Below are 15,540 nucleotides of genomic sequence, written 5' to 3' on the forward strand. Positions count from 1 at the left end.
AAAAAACGCTCTCTAGCTAATAGCCAGAAAGCGATAAGGGGGAGCGAAATTCAGTGTTCCATCAAAAGGAACTAGTGCCTTTATAAAAATTATATTCTTCAAGGCCGTCAAAACATTGCAAACGGTCCCCGATCGTTAAACCAAAATCAATATAAGCATGGCTTTTTGCTGTTAACAGATTTTTATCTTCTACAATCTGTTTGGATTGATAAGTACCATTCAACCAGCTGTTAGTTTTAGCAAATTCATCTTCGTGCAAAGAAACGGTATATGATCTGCCGTTTAATATGCCGGCTCGTCCTAGAATAACTGAGCCGTTCCCAATAGCTGCAATCTTAATATTCTCTCTGTTGAACACTTGCAACAGATGCAGAAGTCTCGGATTTCCTTGTGTAAATGCTTGTTTTCCTCCTGGAATGATTAGCATCTCATAATCAATAGGGCTAATATTCTTCATCTTTATCGTAGGTTGCATCAGTAAACCACATTCACTAGTAACAGTTCCTGGCAACAGCGAGAAAGGCAGCACTTCATATTTTTTACCTATGATAGATAAAGTCGTCATTACTTCAACTTCTCTAAATTGTGGATACAAATAGACAAGTACTTTCTTTTTCAAAGGTATTCACCCATTCCTGTTACTTTTCTACCCGTCTTGCTGGGAAGAGGGTGTATAATTATTGTAACAGGATGCCGACTTGCTTTGTATTGGGAAAATTGAAGGAGAACATGTGCTTTCTTTTTAGTAAAATACATGCAGTTTTCCCAACTTATTAGATAGAATTGATAGGTTATCTATATAACCTCATGTCCTAAAGTATCTTTTTTCTGGTATGAATGTAGGAATTTACGATTTAGGAATGCTATCAAAAAGGAAAGAAAAAACAGAAAGCTCACGAGAATATATGTTTCACGAACCCCAAATTCTTCTGCAAACCAACCGAGTATTAAAGTCGCTATTCCAAATGTCCCATAAACAAGTGTTCCATGAGATGCGTAAACTTTTGCAAGCTGTTTATCTCTATAGGATTCTTGGATCAGAGTGTTTTGAGAAACATCACGTGCCATCTGCGGAAACCCAAAAACGAATGAAACGATTAAGGCAATCCAAGCTGATGAAGTCAAACCGAACCAGACGTTTAGTAACATCAAACAAACTGTAGAAGTCATAATAACAAAACCTAGATGCGATTCCATCTTCTTAGAAAACCGATATACTACGAGACCCGCTACCATCATCCCTGCAAAAAAAGACGCATTAATGTAACCCCACCATGCTTCTCCTTTTCCGATCGCCGTTTCAACATAAACATAAAGGATCGCGGCAATCCACACCCCATGACCGAAGTTTTCAAGGACATCCATAACCGTTAATGTGGTAAGCTTTTTAGATTGAAAAATCAGTTGCCAACCTTCTTTCATCGTGTGCCACTTGGATTCTTGTGATTGAACGTTCTCTTTTTCGTTAACCTTTATTTGTGTTGTAAGTAAAGTCGCTGCTACAAATAAAAGGAAAGTGACCCAGAGCATGTTTTGTTCACCCCATATCACTAAAAGCACACTGCCTAGTGGCCAGGATAAAAGCATAGAGGTCTGGTTGGCAATACTAATAAAACTGTTTGCTTTTACAAGCTCAGAACTTTCTACGAGATCAGGTATCATTGATCTTCTTGCAGGATTTCCTATCCCTTCGAGTAGAGAAACAACGACGATTAAAACATATAAAAGAGCATAAGTTATACCAGTATGTATGCCATATAAACTCAATAAACATAAACAGAATAATAACCCTGTCTTAAGGAGCAGCGTATTGATCAGCAAACTTGTTCGTTTGTACGTTTCAATAAATAAAGGGGCAATAAAACCTGAGACGAGCAAGGACATCGTCTTCGCAAATGGAATTAAAGCCATGTGCAGGACAGATCCCGTTTCATTATATACAAGTGTAATCAGACAAATAATGTATAGAATGTCTCCTAAATTTCCGAGCGCCTGTCCACTCCATAAAAAATGAAAATAGCGATTTGCTTTGATCATAAATATGTATCATCCTTCTTATGGTAATATAAGCCAAACAAAGTGTACCACACGACAGATGATTCCGTCTTTGGCGGTGTTTGAGTCGTAGATGAGGTTGTTGATATATGGTTTGTGGGCTGGGTGAAATTTTCGGGAATGAATCACATATTCCTTCGTATAGATCATAAATTCCCAACATCGATCATAAACCCTCGGTATCGATCATAAATCCCTAAATAACAGAAATCCGTTATTGTCGTACACAAGAAATTCCCACAAAACCCTCTCTTCACTTCTCTACCTATAAAAACCCTTCAAAAAAAAGCTGGCCCCTAAATAGGCCAGCGAACACAATTACCCTTATTTATGTCCTCTTCCTTTTGTCAAATGGCAGGGTACTCCTTTGCCTATAGCACCTGGCTGTGACATTCTTTCCATGTAAGCTAATCCTCTTACGCATTGAGTCTTACAGGCGATACATGTCTCACTTGTAACCATCTTTTGTGTGTGCTGGTATTTGTTAACCTGACTGTCATATTTATTTTTTATTGTCTTCTTTGCATTTTTTTTAGCCATATATGTGCCCTCCCCCTGAATCCTAAACACAGTGTATGTAGGAAGAGGGGCTTTTGACATACGTAAAATAAAAAAACTACCCAATGTACAGGTAGTCTTCATCATGTTCAATTTGATATTGAATCCTTTGCCGTTCTGCGAGTGACATGATGTAGTCACTGTCTGACTTGTCATACGCTAATAAAAACTCGTGCAATGGCATGTTATATTTGTTCCAGACCACTTCCATCAGCCACTTTTGGCTGATCATAAAATACTCACCATTATAACGGTCTACTTTTATGGTATTGCCTACATACATCCATAACACTCCCTTTCAAAGAGGTTAAATATGCATTAGGTCTTACGGTTGTACCTCCATTATATTCCTTTTATCAGAAAAGTCAAAAAGTAATCGTCTGAATATATAATATACGGGTACATTTACTACTTGACGCAAATTGTGGCAAAGAAATTGTAACCCTACTTGGGAAGACTAGACATAACGATAAATTGATATAAAATTTATAGTAGAATACGTCTCATGACCTATGACAAATAAACCATAATATGGTAACCTCAATAAGGTGTATTTCAAAACGTGTAAAACCTTTAAAAACGGGAATATGTTAGTTAGCTGATGATATAGATAAAGGAGTAGTTCGTATTGCGTATTATAAAAGAGAATATTTTAGCTTTATGTCTTCTCCTCTCTATCCCTTTACTGAATATTATTTATCAAGTATTAAATCATGGGGAACGCGGGGCGAGGCAACTTATTACAGCAGTGGATCACCAAATCCCATTTGCAGAGATTTTTATAGTACCTTATGTACTTTGGTATGCTTTTATTTTTCTAATGTTTGTTTACTTTTGTGTTTATGACAGAGCCATTTATTATCGGACCTTATTAAGTTTTTGTGTGGGAATGCTGGTATGTTATGTGATTTATTTCTTTTTTCAAACCACGGTCCCCCGTCCGGAATTAGTTGAAGGTGGCATACTCACAAAGATGGTTCAGTATGTTTATGGCGCTGATCAACCATTCAACTGTTTTCCAAGCATTCATGTTTTGAGTAGTTATCTTATGATATTAGGAATTCGCCATAGTAAGATGTGGACGATAAGAAAAGATATCATTGTCTCAACCATTGCTTACAGTATCATCTTGTCGACACTTTTCGTTAAACAACATGTTGTACTAGATGTCGTTGCTGGTATTTTACTTAGCAGCCTGCTTTTTAAACTGTTTTATTATCTTGAGGCTGAAACAGTATTCAGCTTTTTTAAACGAATGTTTAAAACAAAACTTCAAAGCACAGAAAAAAGTTAAGGTGAAGAACTGCTTTTATATAAGCGGTTCTTTTTTTGTTCTTGCAGCTTAAGAAACACCATTTACAAAACAATTTTCATGTACAGACATAACTAGGATTGAAGGCAAATATGAATAACATGGGAAGGAGTGATTACGATGAGGGATGCACAAACGAATGCAGTTGACCAAGTTCGTGCAGATAACATGCACCAAATGTGCAAGTCTCACATGTATTACCATGTCACGATCAAAACGCGTGACGGTCAAGAAGTCGAAGGCATTATTACTGATTTAGATAAAAAAAATGTATATATGATGGTGCCGCAAAATATGATGCCTGCAGAAGAAACGCAGCAACAAACCCCTCAAACAGAACAAACATCTCAGGCGAGTGAACCTGGACAGCAGAGCCAACAGGGGCAACAACAACAAACAAATCAGCAGAATCAGCGCCAATGGAATGGAAATCCGTATTACCGACGATATTATCGTCAGATTTTCCCGCTCGCCACTCTTGCAGCTTTGTCTTTATACCCCTATTATCCGCCTTACCCGTATCCTTATTACCCGCCCTATCCATATCCTTATCCTTATTATTAAAGCAGACCGCCTGAAACTCACAGGCGGATTTTTTTATGATTTCAAATGGTTAAAAACGGGAAGTGTACAAGAGTCACATTAATTAAGGAGGTAATATAATGGCTAATATTTTGGTTGTATATTATAGCTCTTATGGTCATATTCATGAGATGGCACTAGCAGCAGCAGAAGGTGTAAAGCAAGTTGAAGGCACGGATGTAAAAGTGGTAAAAGTTCCTGAATTTGAAGTTACGAAAAAATACATGTCTCAGCAAGATGCTTATGTAAAAGCACAAGAAGCACAGGCTGATATTCCTGAGGTTACACTTGACGATTTAAAATGGGCAGATGGTATTGTATGGGGAATCCCAACACGATACGGCATGATGCCAGCACAAATCAAACAATTACTCGATTCTGCAGGCGGGCTCTGGGCGAATGGTGATCTAGAGGGCAAAGCCACTGCCGTGATCACAAGTTCAAATACAATACATGGTGGACAAGAATCAACAGCTATTACTTCTTTTGTCCCACTCATGCATTTTGGAATGATATACGTTGGTCTTCCTTATGGAGAAAACCCTGAACAGATGACCTCAGAAGGCATCGGAGGTTCACCTTATGCGGCTTCGACGGTTGCAGGAGCAGATGGCAGTCAACAACCTCAAGATGCAGAAAAAACAATGGCTTCACGATTAGGCAAACGCGTGGCAAAAGTAGCAAAAGCACTTAAAGGTAACCTTTAATAATGCTTAAATAAAAAAGCCCCTCCGATTGGAGAGGCTTTTTTCACATTTACTTTACGTCAAATCCTTGATCTTCAATCGCTTCACGCATTTCGGCATCTGTCACTTTCGAGGAATCTACTTCTACATCCACTTTTCCAGTTTCTAAGTGAACCACTACGTTTTTCACTCCATCTAGTTCATTTAGTGCATTCGTTACTGACGCTTTGCAATGGCCACATGTCATGCCTTCTACATTTAATGTTTTTGTTTCCATCATCTTTTCCTCCTAAATATTGTTTAAGTTTAATCGTTTTAAACGCAATGCGTTAGTAACCACAGATACAGAGCTAAAAGCCATAGCAGCCCCGGCAACCCATGGTTCGAGGAGACCGAATGCAGCGATTGGAATACCTGCTGTATTGTAAAACAATGCCCAAAATAAGTTCTGCCTAATATTTCGCATTGTCTTACGGCTTAACTCTATCGCTTTTGGAATATGATTCAGATCCCCGCCAACAAGCGTAACATCAGCCGCTTCAATCGCGACATCTGTTCCTGTACCGATCGCCATTCCGATATTAGCAGTCGCGAGTGCTGGAGCATCATTGATCCCATCACCTACCATCGCAACTGTTTTCCCTTTATCTTGAAGCTCTTTCACGATACGTGCTTTATCTTCGGGTAACACTTCAGCGAATATCTCTTTAATACCCACTTCTTGAGCGATCGCAAATGCCGTTCTCTCGTTATCACCTGTGATCATATACACATCAATACCCTGTTCTGTTAAAGAGTTAATCGCATCTTTTGAAGTTTCTTTCACCGTATCAGCAACAGCTATAACCAGAACGAGTTCTCCATCTACAGCTCCAAGCATAGCTGTTTTTCCTTCGTTCTCATATGTCTCAAGAAGTGCTTCGTGCTCTTTGTATTCTACATCTTTTTCTTTCATGAGCTTTCTTGTTCCGACGAGTATGGTTTTTCCACTCACGTTAGCTTCAATCCCATATCCCGGAATAGCATGAAAGGACTCCGTTTCAATGAGAGGAATATTCTGTTTGTCTCCGTACTCAACGATGGCTTCCGCTAAAGGGTGTTCAGAACTTTTCTCTGCTGAAATCACGTGAGATACAAAACCCTCTTTTAACTCTGTGAGATCTGTCACTTCTGGTTTTCCTTTTGTAACCGTTCCTGTTTTATCTAGTAGTACAGCATCAATTCTTTGTGCACCTTCTAGATACTCCCCGCCTTTGAACAAGATTCCCTGCTCTGCTCCTTTACCTGTTCCAACCATAATGGATGTTGGCGTTGCAAGACCAAGTGCACACGGGCAGGCAATCACTAGAATGGCAATGCTAACTTCAAGTGCTTGAGGCAGATTTCCTGGATCAACAAGGAAATACCAAACCGTGAAGGCCATTATTGCAATACCCACAACGATTGGCACGAAAATACCAGAGATATAATCCGCCATTCGTTGAATAGGTGCTTTTGATCCTTGAGCTTCTTCAACAATCTTTATGATTCCCGCTAGAGCCGTTTCTTTCCCTACCTTTTTAGCCTCCATACGGAGTGTGCCGTTCTTGTTGATTGTAGCCCCTATAACGGTTTCACCTTCTGTTTTTTCAACAGGTATCGCTTCACCAGTAATCATACTTTCATCGACGGAAGAATTACCAGAGAGGACGGTGCCATCGACCGGTATTTTTTCGCCTGGCTTAATGAGCAGCATATCTCCTACTACCACTTGATCTAAAGGAACCCTCTCTTCCTTTCCATCTCGAATGACAGTAGCTTCTTTTGCTTGCAGATTCAAAAGTTTAGAAATCGCCTCAGTTGTTCTACCTTTTGCGAGAGTCTCGAAATATTTACCGACTAAGATTAACGTGATTAGAACAGCGCTCGTTTCAAAATACAGTTGTGGCATGTAGTCTGGGTTACCGAGCGTTTTAAAGGCTTGAACAACGCTGTAAAAAAAGGCTGCAGACGTTCCTAATGCAACAAGAACATCCATGTTCGCACTCTTATTACGTAGTGCTCGAAAAGCACCTACATAAAACGTCCCTCCGATATAAAATTGGACAACTGAAGCAAGAAGCAGTTGGAACCAAGGGTTCATTAAAACAGATGGCATTGAGAGACCAAAATCCCATGGCATATGAGCAAACATCGTATATAGAAGTGGAAGAGACAAGATGATAGAAAGAATTAACTTTCTTTTCTTTAACGTGATCTCTTCTTCCTTCTTTGTCTTTTTCGTTACGCGATCTTGTTGAGTAGTCGCATGATATCCAAGTTTTTGTATCTTATTTAACACTTCATCTACGGAAACAATCGACGGGTTATATTCTATCGATCCCGTTTCACCCGTTAAGTTAACGGTAGCACTAGAGATACCTTCCATACGGCTTAAGCTTTTTTCAATTCGTGTAGAGCATGCTGCACAGGTCATACCCGAAATATCAAGATCTACTTTCTCTTTAACTACTCCGAATCCTAGCTTTTCAATTTTTGCTTCGATCTCTTGAAGGCTGATCATCTGAGGATCAAATAATACAGAGGCTTTTTCCATGGCTAAGTTGACGTTAACATCGACATGGTCCATTTTGTTCAGCACTTTTTCGATTCGAGTTGAACAAGCTGAGCATGTCATGCCCGTGATTCCTAGATTTACTTTCTTTTGGCTCATGGTCTTCACCTTCTTTTATGATTTTGAGAATTGCTTAATGACTCTCATTAACTCTTCTATAGCGTCTTCTCCATCACCAGATTTTATCGCATCAGCCACACAATGCTGGGTGTGACTTTCCATCAATTGAAATCCTACTCTATTTAATCCTGCTGTCACAGCAGAAATCTGAACAAGAACATCTATGCAATAACGATCATCTTCTATCATCTTTTGAAGACCACGAACTTGGCCTTCAATCTTTTTTAAACGGGTGTTTAAATCTTGTTTATAACTCTCACACCGATGTGTTTTTTGTTCCATATGAGTTCATCCCTTCGTTTTGGATGTTTACAGAGTTAGTATATACTATACCCCCCTATAGTATCAAATATTCTGATTAATTTCTTCTTTCTTTTACAAAAATGTAGATCCCTACCAACGCTACAACTCCTAAAATGATCTTTCCTTCTGTATTCCATTCCGTTACGTTATACACTGAATATGCTTCAAGTACCAATGCTGGTATCTTTCCGATAGAGCTCGCTACAACAAAAGTCAAAGCTGAAACAGCCCCAATCGCACTTGCGAATGTAACAAATCCTGAAGGTACAAACGGCAGCAATCGAAGTGAAAGAATCAGGAGAAATGCTTCTTTCTCCCTTGCTTCTAACAACCTTACCACCCTGGGGTACCCTTTAAGCTTCTCTCTAGAAACTTGTTTAAATCCTTTCCTATAAAGTAGAAAGGCAACCATTGCGCCTAATGCTTCTCCGATAAATGAAATGAATGTCCCGTACCAAAACCCAAAGAATAAAATATTTGCAGCTGTTATAAAAACAGTAGGAACAACACCTAGAATTCCAATTAATAGATTGAGTACGAGTGAAATTATAATCGCCCATTCGCTATACTCTTGGAAAAATTGAATAACGGTTTCTGACATGACATGCGTTCCTCCTAAAAAAAATCCTAACCTCATCCCCTTTATGGTACTAAAAAAGCCATGCAGCTGCATGACTTTTTACGTTCACTATTTTCTATTGTGAAGCAGGACAGTCAGACTGATCAATGTTACAAGAATTGTAGCACCCATATCAGAAAGGATTGCAATCCAAAGTGTGAGCCACCCCGGAATCGTAAGCAGCAAAGCTAAAAGCTTCAACCCAAGTGATAATCCGATGTTCCACTTGATGATTGTATTTACTTTCCTTGAAACCTGTAAAGCATCTGGAAGTTTTCCTAAATGATCTTGCATGAGTACAATATCTGCCGTTTCGATCGCACTATCTGTTCCTTTTCCCATCGCTATACCTAGGTCAGCAGTAGCTAGTGCGGGAGCATCGTTGATTCCATCACCAATCATAGCTACTTTTCCATGCTTCTTTAGTGATCTAATCTTTTCTACTTTATCTTCTGGCAGCAGTCCGCCGAAGAAAGAAGACACTCCCGTTTTCTTAGCAACTTTATCTGCAACAAGTGGGTGATCACCAGTCAGCATGACCGTTTCTTTTATTCCTTTTTCATGAAGCAGAGAGATAATGTCAGGACTTTCTTTTCTAATTTCATCAGCAATAGCAAACACACCAAGAATTTCAGTGTCACTTGCAACAAGGACGATCGTGTTACCTTCTTCTTTAAATGAATCGATAACACTTTTTACGTCCTCACTCGCTAGCGTACTGCCAATTATTTTTTCGTTTCCTAGCCTATACGTTTTATGATCAACTACCGCTGTAATTCCTTGACCACTAACTGTAGTCATTTCATCCGCTTCTACTTCTTCAGCACCAACTTCCCGACACTTTGCTACGACTGCTTTTGCAAGGGGATGAGAAGATGACTTTTCAATCGCATAAGCTACTTTATAAAAATCGGGATGAAACGATTTCTCCGCCACAACGTGCGGTTCACCTAGTGTAAGCGTACCTGTTTTATCAAAAGCAATGACATTTATCTTACCAAGCTGTTCAAGATAAGCTCCACCTTTGATCAAGATTCCGTTTCTTGCATTAACTGTAATCCCAGAAAGTATCGCGATCGGCGAGGATAGAATGAGTGCACAAGGACAACCGACGATCAATACCGCAAGACCTTGGTAGAACCATTCACCCCACGGTTCATTTAATAAAAGTGGTGGTACTAACATAACTAGAGCTGAAACAACCATGATGATTGGTGTGTAATAGTTTGCAAATCGATTAATAAAAAGCTCTGTTGGTGTTTTAGATTCTTGTGCTTCCTGAACAAGAGCAAGTATTTTAGAAAGCGCTGATTGGTTATACGTCTTCGTTATTCTCACATGAAGTACACCTTCATTATTGATGCTGCCACCAAATACGGTCTCTCCATCTTCTTTTTCCACCGGAAGTGATTCACCCGTAATCGCCGCTTCGTTCACAGAACTTTTTCCATAGACAACAACGCCGTCTGATGGAATCTTTTGCCCTGTTTTTACAAGTACTACATCATCCACTTCTAGTTCTTCAATAGAGATGACTTCTGTCTTCCCGTCTCTTAATACAAGTGCTTCTTTCGGTGCTACCTTTAAAAGGGATTCCATCGAGCTCCGTGCTTTTTCCATTCCGTAAGATTCAAGCAGTTCATTAATACCAAAAAGGATAGCCACAAGAGCAGCTTCTTTCCACTCTCCGATGGCAACTGCACCAACTAATGCTACTGTCATTAAAGTGTTAATATCAAATTTTAACTTCGTCAGATTTCGAAGACCTTTTAAAAACGTCGAATAACCAGAAGCTATCGTCGCAACAGCATAAAATACTATGGAGACATACGTAGTGTTCAACATATGTTCTGTTATAAGGGCTGCAATAAAAGAAGCAACGGACACATACAACCCGATCATTAGCCAGTTTGGACCCTTAGGCTCTCCGTCTGATTCAAGACGTACATTCTCCGACGAAAGAATAGAACGTACGCTGTCCATGTCCATGTTTTCATCTAATACAATTTTACTTGAGTTAAATTGAACTTTTGCTCGTTCTCCACCAGGAAGCTGTTGAATCTGTTCTTCCAGCTTTAATGCACAATGGCCACAAGATAGTCCGGTGATCTTATGCTCTTTCATTAATGGTCCCTCCTTTCGTTAGTCGTGTCTCGCATGATGTATAGATTGATGCAGAAGGGTCATCACATGTTCATCATCTACTGAGTAAAATAGTGTTGTTCCTGCACGTCTGAATTTTACGAGCCTTAAATTTTTTAAAAAGCGTAATTGATGGGATACGGTTGACTGCATAAGTGACAGTTCTTCTGCAATTTCAGAAACGTTGCATTCTTTCTCCCCTAAAAGGTGCAGTATTCGAATTCGGGTTGGGTCCGAAAGTGCTTTAAATGTTTGAGATACGATAAATAGTGTTTCCTCATCAAGATGTTCATATTTGTTTTGTTGATCAGTCATGAAAACAGCCCCCTATATTTCGGCTTTGTTTATTATATGAACATATGCTCATATATGTTACTTAGAGTGTACCGAAAATTTTGGAATTGTGCAAAACAAAAAGAAGCTAAATATCTCAGCTTCTTTAAACATTGCTTATTTCATGTCTTTTTAATCGTTGTTTTCTTCCATATGTCAGCGAACGCCACACCCATTCAAGCGGACCCATGTAATACCTCTCTATCCACCACTTTGAAAAAAGAACTTGGATAGCAAAAATAATGCAAGCGAATATAACACCAACAAATGGTCCAAATTCACCGTACAGACCTAATCCATAACTATAGAAGAACGTTGTCGCAATAATGGATTGAGTTAAATAATTGGTAAAAGCCATTCGCCCTGTAAATTGAAAATAGTTAAACAAACGTTTACATCTTCCGCTTCGATAAAGAAGAACGATGCTAGAGATGTAGAAGATACTCATCATCGCACCTCCAAACTCATACCCCCATGACATCGCAGTTTCATAACGCCAATCTTCCCCTTTTGAAGGAAAAAAAATCACAGCAAATATTTTACTGCCTGGACCTAGGATCAATGTTAACAGCCAAATCTTCCATAATTCTTTGTTCGTGAACGTTCTTTTCTTCGCTGCATAAGCACCGAATAAAAACATCGGCAAAAGTCCAGCTATAAAAAAGAGAACGTACCGGTTCAAATCTCCCCATTCACGAATTCTTTCCTTCATGATCTCAAGGTATGTACCTTCGCTATACACTTCAATGGATTGAAAGATTTCTTGTTCATTGAACTCATTTTGAGCGCTTTGATACGATAGAGCTGCGCCACTAGTCCAATAATCATATGTTAAGGTAGTCATAAATAGGCTGTACAATGTTATTAATACGAAACCAGTTATGATTAATACTTTCTTATTTAAGCGATAGAAGATCAGCATGAACAAACCTACTATCGCGTACATGATCAAAATGTCACCGTACCAAAAAAACAGGACATGCAGAATGCCAAAGAGAAGCAGAACAAACTGTCTTCTTAGAAAAACAGGAACAAACCTCATATTTTTGGCTTTCGCTCTTTCTGCCATCAATACGATCCCGAACCCGAATAAAAAGGAAAACATCGTAATAAAGTTTCCTTGAACAAAAAACTCTAGCAGGACATTTGTCCAAACATTATACGGCTCGTCAAAATACTCATAACTTAAAGCACGGATGGGTGAATCAGGTCCTGAAAAGGACTTCATATTTACGAGTAAGATGCCAAAAATGGCTATACCACGCATGATATCTAATGATTGAATTCGTTCTTGATCTCCGACTGGTCTCCAATTCATAAAGAACCCCACTTAAAATTTTTTTCCATGATTCCACTCCCTTTGGTTTATTTTACCGCAAATAGGCAAAAAAGTTAGAATATGAGTCATTATTTGCTATTCTATAAAGAACAGATCAAGGATTTGGGAAGGATGAAAGCGGTTTTGAAAAAATATACCTTAACGGTCGTTTCAATTGTCTCTATTGCAGCTACATTATTATGGCTGTTTGGTCTTGGCTGGACGTTACAAGATCAATTTTCTGCTAATAAAAAAGTTTCACAGCTCAAAGAAAAAACCGAATCAACTTCAACAGAAAAGCAAGACGGCACACTTACAATTTTTGCATTAGGTGATTCTCTTACTCGCGGAACGGGCGACGCAGATGGAAAAGGTTATACAGGCTATCTAACTGAGCGCTTAAAAGAAAAAACAGATCAAGATATTAATCTCCTGAACACCGCCATCAAGGGAGAAACATCTAGAGGTCTTCTGAAGCAGCTTCAACAAAGTGAGATCCAACGTCAAGCCAAACAAGCTGATGTTATTGTCATGACGATTGGCGGTAATGATCTTTTTCAACAAGGAGCAGCACTTGAGAATTTAGACAATAATGCGATTAACGGTAAAAAACAGATCTATTTAAGTAATGTTAAGAAAATCTATACTCAGCTTAGAGAACTGAATCCTGACGCAGTCATCTATCATGTCGGATTGTACAACCCTTTTAGCAACATGCCTGATTCAAAAACGACTTCATCAATCGTTAGAGACTGGAATTTTCAGTCTGCTGAAACTGCAGCTGGCTTCAATAACATCGTATATGTACCTACCTTTGATCTCTTTCAGCTTCAAGTAGAAAACTATCTATATACCGATCAATTTCATCCTAACACGGAAGGTTACAAGCTGATTGCTGAACGAGTAGCCTCACTGATCAAATTTGAACAGGAGGAGAACGAATCATGAGTCAAATACCTGCATTAGAAGTAGAGAATCTAACGAAGAAAATTAAAGGCAAGCAGATCATAAAAGGTGTATCATTCACACTTGTTCCAGGAGAAGTCTTTGGTTTTCTTGGGCCGAACGGTGCTGGGAAAACGACTACGATTCGAATGATTGTCGGTTTGATCTCTCCCACTTCTGGAACGATTAAAATCGGTGGTAAGAATGTAAGAACTGAATTTACTGAAGCGATGAGACATCTCGGCTGTATTGTTGAAAACCCTGAACTGTACCCGTATTTAACAGGCTGGGAAAATCTTGTACACTTTCAAAAAATGGATTCTTCCATTCCAAAGACAAGATTGAATGAAGTCATCGAACTGGTCGGATTACAAAATCGAATTCACGATCGTGTAAGCACCTATTCACTCGGTATGAGACAGCGTTTAGGTATCGCTCAAGCTCTTTTAGGCAAACCAAAAGTTCTTATTTTGGACGAGCCGACAAATGGTCTAGACCCTGCTGGTATTCGTGAGATGCGTGAATTTATACGACAATTAGCAAGAGAAGAAAACTTAAGCGTTCTTGTATCTTCTCATTTGCTTAGTGAAATTCAGCTGATGTGTGATCGAGTTGCGATCATATCAAAAGGGGCGGTATTACGAACAGACTCTGTTGATAACTTATTGGCTGAGCAAGAACGTGTGATCTGGCGCGCTGAACCTCTTCCACTCGCTAAAGAGATTCTTTCTCTAGAAACAGAAGTTACGGAAGGCCCAGATGATACGTTGATCACGTTATATAATGAGCCACTGCTGCCAGATTGGAACGAGAAACTCGTAAATGCTGGTGTGAAGGTAAAAGAAATGAGAACTCAGCTTCCTTCTTTAGAAGATCTGTTCTTAGAAGTAACAGGAGGCGAAAGCATTGATTAATCTTGTCCGGAATGAAATGTTAAAGCTTCTTAGAAAAAAACGCTTGTATGTCATCATCTTGATCATCGCGTTCCTTGTTCCTCTTTTTACATATGCTCAGTTTAAAGAGATTCAAGATCAACGTGAGAAGATGGGGAATCAAGATTGGCGTACCACGCTGCAGCAAGAGATCACTGACACACAAAACCGATTAAGCTCGAGCCGTATTCAAGATGAATGGCGTAAGTTTCTAAAAATTAGACTTTCTCAGCAACAATATTATTTAGAGAACGATATCGATCCACGTGCTCCAGGTGCACCTACGTTTATGCGTATATTCGTTGAGAACTCGATCGATCTACTTCTCCCGTTACTCGTCATGGTCATCGTGGCAGACCTCGTATCCTCTGAGTCAAGCGGAGGAACGATAAAGCTCTTGCTCACTCGTCCTGTTAAACGATGGCGCATTCTGCTTAGCAAATATTTAGCGATGCTGCTCTCGATTTCATTCATCGTTTTATCCGTAGCCGTTCTATCGTATGGCATATCTGGCGTCGTTTTCGGATATGGGGGATGGAACATGCCTCTTTTAACAGGATTTACGGTTTCTGGAGATGAACTTTTAACTGAAAATGTACACATCGTCCCACAATGGCAATACATTCTGATGGAGTTTGGCCTTGTATGGTATGTTTGTATGATTGTCGGGACACTCACCTTCATGCTGTCCGTATTGTTACGAAGTACTGCTGCCGTTATGGGAATCATGCTCGCATCACTCATTGCTGGAGCCATTCTAGCAAACATGGTATCTTCTTGGGAAAGCGCGAAATATTTCTTTATGGTAAACCTGAACCTTACGAACTATGTGAGTGGAATGGCAACTCCAATCGAGGGGATGTCGTTAGGTTTCTCGATGAGCGTATTAGCCGTCTGGGGAATCGCTGGGTTCATCATCGCTTTCGTTACGTTCTCTAAGCGAGATATCTATTAAAATAGAAAAAAAGAAAGGAAACCGAAGTCGGTTTCCTTTTTTATGTGACTCGTTTCTAGTTTTTTGAAGGTAATCTGTCCGTTCTCG

At 39.4% G+C, this 15,540-nt stretch carries 17 protein-coding genes; 6 read left to right on the plus strand and 11 right to left on the minus strand.

The features are described 5' to 3' along the window. Positions 1-61 precede the first annotated feature (61 nt). From IHV12_RS09940 to IHV12_RS09955, 4 genes are all read right to left on the minus strand, one after another. Entirely contained in the window at positions 62-619 is a 558-nt protein-coding gene (locus IHV12_RS09940; RefSeq protein ID WP_197190756.1) for a DJ-1/PfpI family protein, read from the minus strand. A gap of 176 nt (positions 620-795) precedes the next feature. After that, positions 796-2,037, minus strand: a complete 1,242-nt coding sequence (locus IHV12_RS09945; RefSeq protein WP_197190757.1) for an MFS transporter — start codon at positions 2,035-2,037, stop codon at positions 796-798. Between the two features lie 342 nt (positions 2,038-2,379). After that, positions 2,380-2,595 (minus strand): hypothetical protein, encoded by a 216-nt coding sequence (locus IHV12_RS09950; RefSeq protein WP_197126963.1) that lies wholly within the window; start codon positions 2,593-2,595, stop codon positions 2,380-2,382. A gap of 76 nt (positions 2,596-2,671) precedes the next feature. Beyond that, the gene (locus IHV12_RS09955; RefSeq protein ID WP_197190758.1) at positions 2,672-2,896 is read right to left on the minus strand and encodes a hypothetical protein; all 225 of its coding nucleotides are present in this window, start codon (positions 2,894-2,896) and stop codon (positions 2,672-2,674) included. Between the two features lie 345 nt (positions 2,897-3,241). Here IHV12_RS09955 and IHV12_RS09960 point away from each other — a divergent pair, with 345 nt between their 5' ends. From IHV12_RS09960 to wrbA, 3 genes are all read left to right on the plus strand, one after another. Beyond that, complete coding sequence (locus IHV12_RS09960; RefSeq protein ID WP_197126961.1) at positions 3,242-3,907, plus strand: phosphatase PAP2 family protein; 666 nt, start codon at positions 3,242-3,244, stop codon at positions 3,905-3,907. 138 nt (positions 3,908-4,045) lie between these two features. Beyond that, positions 4,046-4,489, plus strand: a complete 444-nt coding sequence (locus IHV12_RS09965) for a hypothetical protein (RefSeq protein WP_197190759.1) — start codon at positions 4,046-4,048, stop codon at positions 4,487-4,489. 98 nt (positions 4,490-4,587) lie between these two features. Beyond that, positions 4,588-5,214, plus strand: coding sequence for an NAD(P)H:quinone oxidoreductase (gene wrbA / locus IHV12_RS09970; RefSeq protein WP_197190760.1), 627 nt, complete (start codon positions 4,588-4,590; stop codon positions 5,212-5,214). 49 nt (positions 5,215-5,263) lie between these two features. Here the strand turns inward: wrbA and copZ are convergent, their stop codons facing one another. The 7 genes from copZ to IHV12_RS10005 form a co-directional block, all read right to left on the minus strand. Further along, positions 5,264-5,470 (minus strand): copper chaperone CopZ, encoded by a 207-nt coding sequence (gene copZ, locus IHV12_RS09975; protein ID WP_197128141.1) that lies wholly within the window; start codon positions 5,468-5,470, stop codon positions 5,264-5,266. A 12-nt stretch (positions 5,471-5,482) separates the two neighbouring features. Continuing rightward, a complete protein-coding gene (locus IHV12_RS09980; RefSeq protein ID WP_197190761.1) occupies positions 5,483-7,885 on the minus strand; it encodes a heavy metal translocating P-type ATPase in 2,403 nt (800 codons plus the stop codon). A gap of 15 nt (positions 7,886-7,900) precedes the next feature. Further along, positions 7,901-8,188, minus strand: coding sequence for a metal-sensing transcriptional repressor (locus IHV12_RS09985; RefSeq protein WP_197190762.1), 288 nt, complete (start codon positions 8,186-8,188; stop codon positions 7,901-7,903). A 76-nt stretch (positions 8,189-8,264) separates the two neighbouring features. Continuing rightward, entirely contained in the window at positions 8,265-8,810 is a 546-nt protein-coding gene (locus tag IHV12_RS09990; protein ID WP_197190763.1) for a TVP38/TMEM64 family protein, read from the minus strand. 87 nt (positions 8,811-8,897) lie between these two features. Continuing rightward, positions 8,898-10,952, minus strand: a complete 2,055-nt coding sequence (locus IHV12_RS09995) for a heavy metal translocating P-type ATPase (RefSeq protein ID WP_197190764.1) — start codon at positions 10,950-10,952, stop codon at positions 8,898-8,900. An 18-nt stretch (positions 10,953-10,970) separates the two neighbouring features. Beyond that, positions 10,971-11,285, minus strand: a complete 315-nt coding sequence (locus IHV12_RS10000) for an ArsR/SmtB family transcription factor (RefSeq protein WP_197126954.1) — start codon at positions 11,283-11,285, stop codon at positions 10,971-10,973. A gap of 124 nt (positions 11,286-11,409) precedes the next feature. Beyond that, positions 11,410-12,621, minus strand: coding sequence for a DUF418 domain-containing protein (locus IHV12_RS10005; RefSeq protein WP_197190765.1), 1,212 nt, complete (start codon positions 12,619-12,621; stop codon positions 11,410-11,412). A gap of 144 nt (positions 12,622-12,765) precedes the next feature. Between IHV12_RS10005 and IHV12_RS10010 the strand changes: the two genes are divergently transcribed. The 3 genes from IHV12_RS10010 to IHV12_RS10020 are packed head-to-tail and all read left to right on the plus strand — an operon-like array spanning position 12,766 to position 15,453. Further along, positions 12,766-13,569 carry an SGNH/GDSL hydrolase family protein gene (locus tag IHV12_RS10010; protein ID WP_197190766.1) on the plus strand — a complete coding sequence of 268 codons (804 nt, stop codon included), beginning with the start codon at positions 12,766-12,768 and terminating at the stop codon, positions 13,567-13,569. Next, positions 13,566-14,480, plus strand: coding sequence for an ABC transporter ATP-binding protein (locus tag IHV12_RS10015; protein ID WP_197126951.1), 915 nt, complete (start codon positions 13,566-13,568; stop codon positions 14,478-14,480). The genes IHV12_RS10010 and IHV12_RS10015 overlap by 4 nt, the downstream gene beginning before the upstream one ends. Continuing rightward, positions 14,473-15,453: an ABC transporter permease gene (locus IHV12_RS10020; RefSeq protein WP_137790451.1), complete on the plus strand. Its 981-nt coding sequence runs from the start codon at positions 14,473-14,475 to the stop codon at positions 15,451-15,453. The genes IHV12_RS10015 and IHV12_RS10020 overlap by 8 nt, the downstream gene beginning before the upstream one ends. Positions 15,454-15,540 lie beyond the last annotated feature (87 nt).

It is taken from the genome of Fictibacillus sp. 7GRE50 (assembly GCF_015903875.1).
In the GTDB taxonomy this organism is placed as follows: domain Bacteria; phylum Bacillota; class Bacilli; order Bacillales; family Fictibacillaceae; genus Fictibacillus; species Fictibacillus phosphorivorans.

Coding starts and splice junctions, on each gene's coding strand:
- IHV12_RS09985 (WP_197190762.1), bottom strand. CDS start 8,188: ATGGAACAAAAAACACATCGGTGTGAGAGTTATAAACAAGATTTAAAC.
- IHV12_RS09980 (WP_197190761.1), bottom strand. CDS start 7,885: ATGAGCCAAAAGAAAGTAAATCTAGGAATCACGGGCATGACATGCTCA.
- IHV12_RS09950 (WP_197126963.1), bottom strand. CDS start 2,595: ATGGCTAAAAAAAATGCAAAGAAGACAATAAAAAATAAATATGACAGT.
- IHV12_RS09990 (WP_197190763.1), bottom strand. CDS start 8,810: ATGTCAGAAACCGTTATTCAATTTTTCCAAGAGTATAGCGAATGGGCG.
- IHV12_RS09965 (WP_197190759.1), top strand. CDS start 4,046: ATGAGGGATGCACAAACGAATGCAGTTGACCAAGTTCGTGCAGATAAC.
- IHV12_RS09945 (WP_197190757.1), bottom strand. CDS start 2,037: ATGATCAAAGCAAATCGCTATTTTCATTTTTTATGGAGTGGACAGGCG.
- wrbA (WP_197190760.1), top strand. CDS start 4,588: ATGGCTAATATTTTGGTTGTATATTATAGCTCTTATGGTCATATTCAT.
- IHV12_RS10000 (WP_197126954.1), bottom strand. CDS start 11,285: ATGACTGATCAACAAAACAAATATGAACATCTTGATGAGGAAACACTA.
- IHV12_RS09955 (WP_197190758.1), bottom strand. CDS start 2,896: ATGTATGTAGGCAATACCATAAAAGTAGACCGTTATAATGGTGAGTAT.
- copZ (WP_197128141.1), bottom strand. CDS start 5,470: ATGGAAACAAAAACATTAAATGTAGAAGGCATGACATGTGGCCATTGC.
- IHV12_RS10015 (WP_197126951.1), top strand. CDS start 13,566: ATGAGTCAAATACCTGCATTAGAAGTAGAGAATCTAACGAAGAAAATT.
- IHV12_RS10005 (WP_197190765.1), bottom strand. CDS start 12,621: ATGAATTGGAGACCAGTCGGAGATCAAGAACGAATTCAATCATTAGAT.
- IHV12_RS09995 (WP_197190764.1), bottom strand. CDS start 10,952: ATGAAAGAGCATAAGATCACCGGACTATCTTGTGGCCATTGTGCATTA.